Annotated in this window: 10 protein-coding genes; 3 read left to right on the top strand and 7 right to left on the bottom strand. The window is 63.0% G+C overall.

Annotated features, from left to right (window positions below):
- Entirely contained in the window at positions 1 to 726 is a 726-nt protein-coding gene (locus B8115_RS12180) for a glutamine amidotransferase (protein ID WP_010628081.1), read from the bottom strand.
- Between the two features lie 178 nt (positions 727 to 904).
- Between B8115_RS12180 and B8115_RS12175 the strand changes: the two genes are divergently transcribed.
- The gene (locus B8115_RS12175; protein WP_010628080.1) at positions 905 to 3379 is read left to right on the top strand and encodes an NAD-dependent epimerase/dehydratase family protein; all 2475 of its coding nucleotides are present in this window, start codon (positions 905 to 907) and stop codon (positions 3377 to 3379) included.
- A 117-nt stretch (positions 3380 to 3496) separates the two neighbouring features.
- The gene (locus B8115_RS12170; RefSeq protein ID WP_010628079.1) at positions 3497 to 5272 is read left to right on the top strand and encodes an ABC transporter transmembrane domain-containing protein; all 1776 of its coding nucleotides are present in this window, start codon (positions 3497 to 3499) and stop codon (positions 5270 to 5272) included.
- A 24-nt stretch (positions 5273 to 5296) separates the two neighbouring features.
- On the opposite strand, the gene B8115_RS12165 is transcribed toward B8115_RS12170, so the two are convergent.
- Positions 5297 to 6265: a DUF523 and DUF1722 domain-containing protein gene (locus B8115_RS12165; RefSeq protein WP_010628078.1), complete on the bottom strand. Its 969-nt coding sequence runs from the start codon at positions 6263 to 6265 to the stop codon at positions 5297 to 5299.
- A gap of 81 nt (positions 6266 to 6346) precedes the next feature.
- Positions 6347 to 7882, bottom strand: a complete 1536-nt coding sequence (locus tag B8115_RS12160) for a methyl-accepting chemotaxis protein (RefSeq protein ID WP_010628077.1) — start codon at positions 7880 to 7882, stop codon at positions 6347 to 6349.
- Between the two features lie 545 nt (positions 7883 to 8427).
- On the opposite strand from B8115_RS12160, the gene B8115_RS24140 reads away from it, so the two are divergent.
- The gene (locus B8115_RS24140) at positions 8428 to 8787 is read left to right on the top strand and encodes a KGG domain-containing protein (protein WP_010628076.1); all 360 of its coding nucleotides are present in this window, start codon (positions 8428 to 8430) and stop codon (positions 8785 to 8787) included.
- Positions 8788 to 8915: 128 nt separating this feature from the next.
- Here B8115_RS24140 and B8115_RS12150 read toward each other — a convergent pair whose 3' ends face one another.
- From B8115_RS12150 to B8115_RS12135, 4 genes are all read right to left on the bottom strand, one after another.
- Positions 8916 to 9902, bottom strand: coding sequence for a patatin-like phospholipase family protein (locus tag B8115_RS12150; RefSeq protein WP_010628075.1), 987 nt, complete (start codon positions 9900 to 9902; stop codon positions 8916 to 8918).
- 525 nt (positions 9903 to 10427) lie between these two features.
- Positions 10428 to 10709, bottom strand: coding sequence for a DUF503 domain-containing protein (locus B8115_RS12145; RefSeq protein WP_010628074.1), 282 nt, complete (start codon positions 10707 to 10709; stop codon positions 10428 to 10430).
- A gap of 110 nt (positions 10710 to 10819) precedes the next feature.
- On the bottom strand, positions 10820 to 11242 hold the full coding sequence (locus tag B8115_RS12140) for a hypothetical protein (protein WP_010628073.1): 423 nt from the start codon (positions 11240 to 11242) through the stop codon (positions 10820 to 10822).
- A 248-nt stretch (positions 11243 to 11490) separates the two neighbouring features.
- A complete protein-coding gene (locus B8115_RS12135) occupies positions 11491 to 12102 on the bottom strand; it encodes a glutathione S-transferase family protein (protein ID WP_010628072.1) in 612 nt (203 codons plus the stop codon).
- Positions 12103 to 12121 lie beyond the last annotated feature (19 nt).

Here is a 12121-nt window from a genome sequence, read left to right as displayed (position 1 = left end):
CTACTCGATGTCGTGGGTAGCCTCAGCGTTGGTCAGCCATTCGCGCAGTACCTGCTGACCGCGCCGGGCAATGCCCGGACCGTGCAGCTGCGCCTGCTCACGCAGTTCGACCGGATCGACTTCCGCCACGGCAAGCTCGGCGGCATGACCAATCAGCCAGGGCTCGATTCGGGTCGGGTCCACCTCGAGATGAAACTGCAGCCCCAGCACCTGATCGCCCACGGCGAAGGCCTGGTGCGAACAGGGGTGGCTGTAGGCCAGCCGCGTGGCGCCGGGGGGCGTTTCGAACATGTCGCCATGCCAGTGCAGGACGTGATCGGGATTGCCCAGGTGGCGTAGCGGCCCCTCCTGTCCGTCTCGCGTCAGGTAGACGTCGGCAAAGCCGATCTCCTTTTCCGGCATCGGAAAGACCCGCCCGCCCATGGCGCGGGCGATGAGCTGTGCCCCGAGGCAGATACCGAGCAGCGGACGTCCCGAATCGAGCCGGTGGCGAATGGCGTCCAGCTCGGCGGCGAGAAACGGAAAGAGCGCATCGTCGTTGGCGCCAACCGGCCCGCCCAGCACCACCATCAGCTCGGGGCTGTCGACATCCAGCGATTCCAGAGCATCCGGCCCCAGCAGTCCCGGGTCGAGGTAGCGGATGCGGTAGCCGAACTCCTCGAGGATCGGCTCGAAGATGCCCAGATCCTCGAAAGCAACGTGGCGGATGGCAACGACACTCTTCATGCGCAAGAAACTCCTTTTCCGTTCCGGACGGTTTGGCAGACACGCCAACCGCATCAGCAGCATAGCCAATGGAAACACCAAGCGTAATAACTTGGGTTTGCCGTTCTGAGGTAAAGCCGACTAGCTTGAGGGAGCATCATCGTTCTGTGCGCTCATGGATTGAGAAGGGGTCTTGGTCATGCAAGGCAAGGAAGTCACAAACCGGGATAAACCGGTGGTGATCATCACCGGGGCTTCGGGGGGCGTAGGAACCGCCCTGACCCGCAGCCTGAAGGATGACTATCACATCATCGGACTGGACCGCAGCGCGGGCGAAGAGGCCGACGAGAGCTACGAATTCGACCTCACAGAGGTCGACTCCATCAAGCGCACGATGAGCGAGATCGCCGAGCGGCACGGGCACGACATCGCCGCCGTGGTGCACCTGGCGGCCTATTTCGATTTCACCGGCGAGGAGTCGCCACTCTACGAGAAGGTCAACGAGCAGGGTACGCGCAACCTGCTCGAGGCGCTGGCAGACATGAACGTCGAGCGCTTCATCTACTCCAGCACCATGCTCGTGCACGAGCCTCAGGTACCGGGCCGCCGGGTCAGCGAGGAGACGCCGATCGGCCCCACCTGGGCCTATCCGCAGTCTAAGGCGCGCACCGAGGAGGTGATCAGGGAATATGCCCGCATGCCCTACACCCTGCTGCGCCTGGCCGGTATGTACGACGAGAAGACCAGCGTGCCGACGCTCTCCCACCAGATCGCGCGCATCTACGAGCACACCCTCAAGAGTCATTTCTACTCGGGCAACACCAACGCCGGCCAGGCCTGCGTGCACAAGGAGGACATGATCGAGGCCTTTCGCCGCACCATCGACCGGCGCCGCGAACTGCCCGAAAAGAACGAAATCCTCATCGGTGAGGAGCATGCCGTCAGCTACGAGGCGCTGCAGAACCGTCTGGGTGAGCTGATCCACGGCAAGAAGAAATGGAAGACCGTGGTCATGCCCAAGCCGCTGGCCAAGACCGGTGCGCTGCTGGAAGAGAAAAGCGAGCCGCTGGTGCCGGACGATTTCGACAAGGGCGAGAAGCCCTTCATCCGGCCGTTCATGATCGACATGGCCGACGACCACTACGAGCTGGACATCCGCCGGGCGCGGGAACAGCTCGGCTGGGAGCCGCGCCATGAGGTCTTCGACACCTTGGAGGCGATGGTCGACCACCTGCTCAGCGACCCCCACGGCTGGTACGAGGCCAATGGCATTACCCCCCCGGACTGGATCGAGGAGGCCGAGGAGAAAGGCGTCAATCCCGAGCGGGTACTGGAAGATTATCAGGCACATACCCAGCGCGAGCACTACCGCTTCCTGTGGGCGCACTTCTTCAACATCGCTTTGGGCGCCTGGCTGGTGGTCTCCCCCGCCACGCTGGGCTACGACGGCGCCATGGCCTACAGCGACATGGCTTCGGGCCTGCTGCTGGCGCTGTTCGGCGCGCTTTCGCTTTCGTTGAAACTGCTCTGGGCGCGCTGGGTGTGCGCCGTGATCGGTCTGTGGGTGCTGTTCGCGCCGCTGGTGTTCTGGAGCGACAGCGCCGCCGCCTACCTCAACGGCACCATCGTCGGTTCCCTGGCCATCGGCTTCGCTGCGGTGGTGCGGCCGGCGCCCGGTATCTCACCGGCAGCGGCCATGACCGGCCCGACCACGCCGCCCGGGTGGAACAACAACCCGTCGAGCTGGCGCCAACGCATGCCGATCATCGCGCTGGCCTTCGTCGGCTTCTTCATCTCGCGCTATCTCGCCGCCTATCAGTTGGGGCACATCGACGCGGCGTGGGACCCATTCTTCGGCGGCACCCGTGAGGGCTTGAACGGCACCGAGGACATCATCACCTCGGAGGCCTCCGAAGCCTGGCCGGTGCCCGATGCCGGCCTGGGCGGCATGGTCTACATGCTGGAGATCATGCTCGGTCTGATGGGTGCGGCCAACCGCTGGCGCACCATGCCTTGGGTAGTGGCCTCGTTCGGCGTGCTGATCGTGCCGCTCGGTGTGGTCTCGGTGACCTTCATCATCATCCAGCCCATTCTGATCGGCACCTGGTGCACCCTGTGCCTGATCCAGGCCGGGGCGATGCTGCTGCAGATCGCCTACGCCTTCAACGAGTTCGTCGCCACCGGCGAATTCCTCAAGCGGCGGCGCAAGGCCGGTGCTCCGGTGCTCAAGATCTTCTTCACCGGCGATACCGACGAAGGTCCCAACGAATCGCCGGACGAGGATTTCCAGTGCAAGCCCACCGCCATTCTCGGCGACGCGCTGGGTACCGGGGTCAACCTGCCCTGGAACCTGGCCCTGTGCATCCTGATCGGCGCCTGGCTGATGCTGACCCGCATCACCTTCGGCGCCGAGGGCACCCTGGCCAACTGGGAGCACCTGGTTGGGGCGCTGCTCATCACCCTGGGAGTCATCGCCATGGCCGAGTCGGCCCGTCCGGCCCGCTGGCTGATGATACCGCTGGCCACCATCCTGCTGTTCACACCCTTCCTGCACGGCGCCGACACGGCCGCGACGATCAACAGTCTGATTTGCGCGGTGGCGGTGATCTTGCTCTGCCTGCGTCGCGGGCCGATCCGCGGCGAGTATGGCAGTTGGAGCCGCTTGCTGGCCTGAAGCCTGCTGATCTGAAGAGAGTACCGGGGTTGCCTGCGGGCGCCCCGGGCTCACTCATGCACCGATGCCGCAGCCCTGATATCGTATCCCCATGCCTGCCATGAGTGACCACCCGACATGACCCCACGCCCGGACCCGCGGGTACTGCTGCGCCTGCTGGCGCTGCTCATCCCCTATCGCGGCCGCCTGATCATCGCCGCACTGGCACTGCTGGTGGCCTCCGGCAGCGTGCTGCTGCTGGGCCAGGGGCTGCGCCTGGTGATCGACCAGGGCTTTCTCGCCGCAGACGCCACCCGCCTCAACCAGACCCTGGGCGTGATGCTGGCCGTCGTCAGCGTGCTGGCCGGCGCCTCGGCGCTGCGCTACTACCAGGTGAGCTGGATCGGCGAGCGCCTGGCCGCTGACCTGCGGCGTCAGGTCTTCGATCATCTGCTCGAACTGGAGCCGGCCTACTTCGAGAGCGCCTCCCGGCGCGACCGCGGCGCCGCCGAGATCGCCTCGCGCCTGACCGCCGATACCAGCGTGCTGCAGACCCTGTTCGGCTCGTCGATCTCGCTGGCATTGCGCAACCTGGTGATGCTGCTGGGTGCGGTGACTCTGATGCTGGTGACCCAACCCTGGCTATCGGCGCTGGTGCTGATCGGCATACCGGCCACGCTGCTGCCGATCCTTTGGTTCGGCCGCCGCGTGCGACGGCTTTCCCGCCACAGCCAGGACCGGGTGGCCGAACTGGGCCGCTACGCCAGCGAGGCACTGGACGGCATTCGCACCGTGCAGGCCTTTTCCCACGAAGCGATCGACCGCCACGACTACGGCGAGCGAGCCGAGCAGGCCTTCGCCACCGCCGTGGTACGTACCCGCCAGCGGGCCTGGCTCACCGCCGCCGCCATGTTGACGGTATTCGCCGCCGTGGGCCTGATGCTGTGGCAAGGCGGTCAGGCGATATTGGCCGGCGACATCAGCGCGGGCGAACTCTCGGCCTTCGTCTTTTATGCGGTGCTGGCGGCCGGGGCGGTGGCGACCCTGGCCGAAGTGGCCGGCGACGTGCAGCGTGCCGCCGGTGCCGCCGAACGACTGCTCGAACTGCTCGACGCCGAGCCGACCATTCGTTCGCCGGATGCACCGACGCCCCTGCCCACGCCGCTGCGCGGTGAGATCCGCCTGGAAGGTGTGAGCTTCACCTACCCAGGGCGGGAAAGTCCGGCCCTGGATTCACTCGACCTGGAGATTCGCTCCGGCGAGCGCGTGGCGCTGGTGGGCCCTTCCGGCGCCGGCAAGAGTACGCTGTTCACGCTGCTGTTGCGCTTTCACGACCCCGAGCGGGGCCGCGTGACGCTGGACGGTATCGACCTGCGCGAATGCGACCCCAAGGCGCTGCGCGCCGGCATGGGCCTGGTGGCCCAGGAGCCGGTACTGTTCACCGGCACGGTGGCCGATAACCTTCGCTACGGCAAGCCCGACGCCACCGTGGACGAACTACGCGCCGCGGCCCGCGACGCCAATGCCCTGGGCTTCGTCGAGGCCTTGCCCCACGGCTTCGATACCGAGCTCGGCCCCGGCGGCGTGCAGCTCTCCGGTGGCCAGCGTCAGCGCCTGGCGATTGCCCGCGCGCTGCTCAAGGACCCGAGCGTGCTGCTGCTCGACGAGGCGACGAGCGCGCTAGACGCCGAAAGCGAGCGCCTGGTACAGCAGGCACTGGACCGCCTGATGGTCGGCCGCACCAGTCTGGTAATCGCTCACCGGCTGGCCACGGTGACCGCCGCCGACCGTCTGCTGGTATTCGACGAGGGACACCTGGTCGCCGCCGGCCGCCACGGAGAACTGCTCGAACGCAGCCCGCTCTACCGCCACCTGGCAGAGCTGCAGTTCGGTCGACATCGAGCGGAGGCATGAACTTGCGCGAGGCCCGTGCCTGATTCAAATGGCGTTGCGCAGACCGAGTTCGTAAGGATGCGGATCGAGGTACGTCTGCTGGCGAATGTACTCCGAGCCGTGACGCTTCATGTAATGGTTGAGCAACCTGACCGGCACCGCCAGATGCACATGGCCGAGGCGATACTCCTCGATCGCCTGTAGCAGATCCTGCTTGACCTCGCTGTCGAGCTCCTGCTTCAGGTAGCCCATCACGTGCATCAGCGCATTGGTATGGGTCTTGCGCGTGGCCGGACGCGACAGCGCCGCCATGAAGCGCTGCAGGTAGGAGCGCTTGACCTCTTCCAGCGGCAGGGCATGAGCCTCGCTGCCCAGGTAGCGGCCCAGCTCGCGATAGGCTTCCACGTGGTGTGCCATCAGCAGATATTTCTGGCGGCTGTGGAACTGGATCAGAGCGTGATACTCCCCGGCCTCTTCGACGTTGCGTTTCCAGTCGTCGAAGGCGAACACACGGGTGATGAAATTCTCGCGCAGTACGGCGTCGTTCATGCGCGCCTCCTCCTCCAGTGGCAGCTCGGGGAAGTGTTCGCGCATGACCTGGACGAAGAGCCCGGAATCGGCATGGCTGGGCATGCCGTTTTCGTGATAGACCTTGACCCGCTCGAGCCCGCAGCTCGGCGAGCCTTTCATCAGAATGAAGCCGCGCAGATGGCGATGGCGCGCCACGAACGCCTCGCCGACTTCACGCAGGCGCTCGGTGACGTCCAGCTCGGGATCCACCGTGCCCTTCACCCGCGGCGGCTCGCCGGGGGCGCCGACCAGACGGATCGGCTCCCGCGGCACGCCCAGGCCGGCTTCGAGTTCGGGGCAGAACGGTACGAAGGCGAAGCACTCCTGCAGCACTTCCAGGCAGTAGCGAGAGCGCTTGTGGCCCCCGTTGTAGCGTACCTGCTCGCCCATCAGGCAAGCGCTGATACCCACCGGGATGGCATTCGTCGTGGTGATGTCAGCCAAGGCAAGGCTCCCTTCCCGTTACCTTGGCTCATCGTCGCTTCTTGGCCGCTTGCGGGCAAGCATCGCAACTCATCCCGCTACCTAGAAAGCCTCCCACTCCGCCTCGGCCTGCACTTTTCCGCCCGCGGGCGCTTTTCCTCGAACCGGCATGGGCGCGGGCGGTGACGGCACAAGCTCCAGGGGCGGGGCCACCACGGCGGGCCGCTCCAGCTCCCCGCCAAGCACGAAGGTATTGATCAACTGCGTGAGTTTTTCCGCCTGGCTGCGCATGGCCGCGGCCGTAGCGGTATTGTGTCCCACCATCGCCGCGTTCTGCTGGGTCATCGTATCCATGCGGCTGACAGCCGTATTCACCTCGTGAATACCGATACTCTGCTCACGCGAGCCGGCGCTGATCTCGGCGATGACGTCATTGACCTTGGCGATGCTGTCGAAGATCTCCTGCATGGTGACGCCGGCCTGGTGCACGATGTCGGTGCCCTGCCGGGTATGCGTGATCGATGCTTCGATCAGCCCCTTGATCTCACGGGCCGCATCCGCCGAGCGTTGGGCCAGGGAGCGAACCTCCTGGGCCACCACGGCGAAGCCGCGGCCGTGCTCGCCCGCCCTGGCGGCCTCGACCGAGGCGTTGAGCGCCAGGATATTGGTCTGGAAAGCGATGCCGTCGATGAGTGAGACGATCTCGCCGATCTTGGTCGAGGAGGCGCTGATCCGCCCCATCGTCTCTTCGACCCTCTGCATCGACTCCCTGCCCTGCCGCGCCACTTCGGAGCTGCCTCGCACCAACTGGTCCGCCTGCCCGGTGTGTTCGGCATTGTTCTCCACCGTCGAGGTGATCTCCTCCATTGCCGAGGAGGTCTGCTGCAGGCTGGCCGCCGCCTGGTCGGTGCGCGAAGCCAGCTCGTCGCTGCTGCGAGAAATGCTCAACGAGGCCGAATAGACATCGTTGGCCCCGGCTCTCACTTCGCGCAGGGTGGCCTGGATGCGCGACAGGAAACCGTTGAACTGGCGGGCTAGCTCGCCGATCTCGTCCTTACTGGTGACACGCAGGCGACGAGTGAGATCCCCTCGTCCTTCCGCCACGCCCTGGGCGATCTCGTGCATGTCATTGGCGGTACGCCGAATCTGACGCACCGTCCGGCGGGTGATCCAGATGGCAAAGAAGGTAATGGCCAGGTTGATCACCGAGGCAATGGCCCAGAGCCGCACCAGGGTCTGGATCAGATCTTGCCTGGCCGCCTCTTCGATTACCGCCATGGCGGCATCCACGACCCTGGCATTGTCCTCTTCGAAACGCCGATCACGCAGCAGTTCGACAGCCGCCAGGCGAGCCGCATCCGGGTCGTCGATGGTACCGGCGACGCTCTCCACCAGCGCCGCCGCCATGTCGACGACACTCTCCACTCCCTGGTGTCGGGCTTCGAGCATCAGTTCACGCTGCTGAGCCAACTGGGCACGGTTGGAATCGATGCGCTCCAGGCCCTCGAGTACCAGCAGACAAGATGAAGAGATGATCAGCGGCACCAGCACCAGAAGCAGGATCTTGTTTTGCAGATTGAGCGCCAGCAGCCGCTTGAGGCTGGCGAACGCTTCCCCATTGGATGCGTACGTTTTCATGGAAAGGCCATTCTCGCTGTTGAGTGGGCAGAGTATTTTGTGAAAATTTTCAGGCTGTCATGAAGCCTCAGCTCAGCGAATAGTGCCAGGTCCCTACATACCAATGAGTGGCGCTACCTCACACTCCGTTGATCTACATCAAACCATTTTCTGCCGCGCTTCTTTGACCTTGCTCTTCGCCCCGCTTACCTCGCTACTCGAGGTGCCCCATTGAGCCTGTGGGAAACGAAAAACTACAAGCCGATGGCCCTGTGGCTGGCCCGAAAATGTTTCCGCTGAACAATCTGTCATAGAGACTCTTCGACAGTGAATCAAAGGGTTGAAACGAGACGGCCGACAAGCGCATCACGCCTCCGTCTCAGGACGCAATCTTTCTTTAGAAACAACAACTTTTCTTAGCATTAGGATACCCGACCTGGCTTGATATGCCGGTTGAGTGCTCCTACGTTTAACCATGCTGGCAAACGCCAGAAGCGCCGGACAGCCGGTAAATGGAAGTACGTTTTCGCTTGTTGAATCGACAAGCATGTAGAAGGAGTTCTGACATGGCACAGCGCAACCAGAATCCGGGCAATTTTGCCAACGATCCGAAGAAGGCATCTGAAGCTGGCCAGAAAGGTGGCCAGCAAAGCAGCGGCAACTTCGCCAACGACCCACAGCGCGCCTCTGAAGCCGGCCAGAAAGGCGGCCAGCACAGCGGGGGCAATTTTGCCAACGACCCGCAGCGTGCCTCCGAGGCCGGCCAGAAAGGCGGTAAGGAGAGCAGCGGCAATTTCGCCAACGATCCGCAGCGTGCCTCCGAGGCCGGTCAGAAAGGCGGTCAGCACAGCGGGGGCAATTTTGCCAATGACCCGCAAAAGGCCTCCGAGGCAGGCCGCAAGGGCGGCAAGAACCAAGACCGCTGATATACCGGTGATGGCTGCAAGCGACAGGGAAGTCGTGTAGAGCTCAGTCTGCCAAGGAAGGCAGATAGGTTTGTAGCCGGCCGGGATCGAACGAGCTGTCAGGGACCACCCTGGCAGCTCAGTCATTTTCAGCGCTCCTCATTTACCTTGTGGCTGCTTCGGCTCGGAAGAGCCAAATCCAGCGCCCGCTGTGCATCCGCCTCGCCCTGCTCGATCAGATATGTCAGGCGATCTGGCGCCCAGTCCGTCAACCAGAGCGAAGCGCTCTCACCGGGATGTGGATCACGGCGGATGCGGGTCAGGCGCAGCTCGGGGTAGCGCTCGGTCGCCTCGCGGGCTTCATCGTCGCTGCGCGCCCCTAGGAATAGACGCCTGAAATGATCCAGGCCCTCACCAAGCCCTTGCGGCATGCCCGGCGTCTGCTTGAACAGTTCCACTGTAATGACATGCCACGGCTGCCCGCTCCTCGGTGACGAAAGGCGTTCGAGAGCTGGCAGCAGCAAGCCGCGATGCCAGACATCTCCATCCCAATAGGCCCGCCCCTCGTGCCGCCCGGGCTTGAACAGTAGCGGAATCGCACTGCTGGCACCGATCATGCTGGGCACGATGGGCTGCTCCTGGCTGTCGAACCAGACCGGTTCCGCCGCTTCGATATCGATGGCGCGTATCATCAGTCGAGGGCCGGCATCGCTCAACGCCGTATAGTGCTCGGCATGACGCGCCACAGTCTCGACCAGTCTGCGGTTGTCGTAGCCCGCCGTGGCAGGATAGCCACCCAGGCCGATCATAAAGCCGCCTGGCACGGCCGAGAATACCGGTGGATTGCCGAAAGTGAGCCCGGTGAGGGTGGCGCTCAGGCGCTGGCTTCTGACATCGAAGAATGGAACGAACGGCAAGGCGGGTTGGGCCACCTCACGCCAGAAGCTTGCCAAGGCTTCCACACCCGCATCCGGAGCTGCGTGGTGCGCCGCCAGCAGATACCCGTTAACCGCCCCGATCGATGCCCCCACCACGACCATGTCACGCCTTGCGCGTTCGTCCAGGCGGTTTACCAGAGTGCGATAAACGCCGAACTGGTAAGCACCCAGGGCGCCACCGCCATTGAGTACGAGCATGATTCTTTCCTGCATGTCACCTCCCTGCGACTTGCTGCATTGCGAATACCGCTCCGCAAGGGTAGACCATGCCAACGAAAAGAGAACACCACCGACCGACCAAGGTCGCATTGCCTTTGCCGACACGTTCGCCCAAGCTCGGGAAAAATAAAAAAGACCCCCCGAAGGGGGTCAGGTGGAGCACGCCAGCTCACATCGGTATATCGCCCGCTGTCATTCAGCCTTTGGCGACGTTGCTCAGAAGGCAGTTCTTGCCGACCTTCCGAAGCGTTGATCGGTTACTCAGTACTAATTAGTAACTCAGCACTGGGTTTCTTGCTTCGTTGCCCAATACAATGCGATAGCCGCGCCAACAATTACAGAACTCTTGAAAAAACAAAGACCTGCAAGAAAAACAGTACGCAGGCTTTGTGCCATACGCCGCCAGCTCACTCCCTTCTGCACCATCAATGCTCATAAAAATGGCCTGCTGACTTATTTTGATGCAATGCAAAATCAGCGTGCCTTCATATGCCAAGCACTCATCTACAGCATTTCGCGTGAAACCTTCAGCACTCGGCCGTCCACCGTGCGCTGCAACTTGTCTTCGATCTCACTGCACAGCGACTCCACTTTCTGCCGCTCGTTCCCTGTCACCACGAAAGTCCACTCGCTTGCTTCGAGCCGATCGTGCTGGCCGCTCTCGCACACTGCCACAGCCGGATTACGACCGAAGCGCTCGTGAATGCCACCCATGCGCTGGCGCTTCTCCTTGAGCGATGCGCAGCCCGGCAGGGAAACGTCGAGTGTCAGTACGGCGATGAACATGCGGCTGAGGCTCCTGTCGATGGATGGCCCGCCTGGGCCAGTAGAGCGATGCGGCTTCACCCATCCAGATGAGGCCCAGGCAGACCGCTTTCAACCGGCAGCCGTCGCGCTCAGGCGCTATCGACGTTGCCCGTCGGCAAGGTCACCTTCATGTTCATCATGACGTTCACCGCAAACGCCAGGATGCCCAAGCCAACGATCACCGAGGCCAATGCCACCACTGGCTCGAGCTGTCGCATGCCGCCCGCGTAAAAGTGCAGGCATACCAACAGCACCGGTAGACCGCCGTTGTGCAGGTAGAAGTGAAGTCGGCCGAGAAGGCTACGCGCAGCAGCCGGATACAAGTGATACATCAGACCGGCCAGGGCCAGGCTTGCCCAACCCAGCAGGTTGATGTGTGCATGCACGCTGCGAAAGACATATTGATGACTGGCGGCCATCACGATGCCGTAGATGACGCCAACCAGGAGATACACCACCGCAATTTTCAGCCACAGAAGGGCCATTTTCTTGTCTGCCATTGCACCGGTCATTGTCGTTCTCCCACGAACCCTTGCTCAGCGGGCAACGTCGGCTCGGCCATGGCCCCGATGGAGTATGTGAAACCTCCATGAGGACAGGATGGTGCAGACCGCCTGCCGTTGACGGGTTGATTTCGTTATTGTCAGGGTGGTGACAGGCTGCGCTGCCAATGCTGAAACGGCGCAACCACGTACCATGGGTACGCCATTTCTTTATGGCACCAAATCGGATACTTGGGTACTAGCTTTGATGGGCTACGTCACGAGTTCTTCGAGCCCATCGGAACATGTCGTGGATGAGCAGCCACCCTGGCGAGCCAGGCCTGCACGGCAGGATAGCCAGCGAGCGAGAAGCCACCTTCCTTGGCGACGTGGGTATAGGCATACAATGCGATGTCCGCCACGGTGAGCGTCTCCCCCACCAGGTAGGGCGAGGCGGCAAGCGTCTGCTCCATGACGTCGAGTGCCTTGTACCCACTCGCTTGCTTGCCTTCGTATTCCGCCCGGCGCTCCTCGGGCAGGCCAAGGTATTTGGCGATGAAGCGCGCTACCGCAATATAGGGCTCGTGGCTGTACTGCTCGAAGAACTGCCAGCTCAGTACGTGCGCCATGGCCAGCGGCTCATCGGGCAGATAGGCGGTACCGTGGGCTAGATAATCGAGAATGGCATTGGATTCGGCCAGATACTCGCCAGAGGGCAGCTCGAGCAGCGGAATCTTGCCGTTGCGGTTCTTGGCCAGAAACGCGGGGCTGCGAGTATCGCCAGCCAAAATATCGACATCGATCCATTCGTGCTCGATGCCCAGATGGCTCATCAGCAGTTGGATCTTGTAGCAGTTGCCGGACCGACGATCGCCGTAGACCTTGAACATTATTCTCATTCCCTCTTCT

Source organism: Halomonas sp. KM-1 (genome assembly GCF_000246875.1).
GTDB lineage: Bacteria > Pseudomonadota > Gammaproteobacteria > Pseudomonadales > Halomonadaceae > Halomonas > Halomonas aerodenitrificans.
This window is presented reverse-complemented; position numbering and strand designations above follow the sequence as displayed.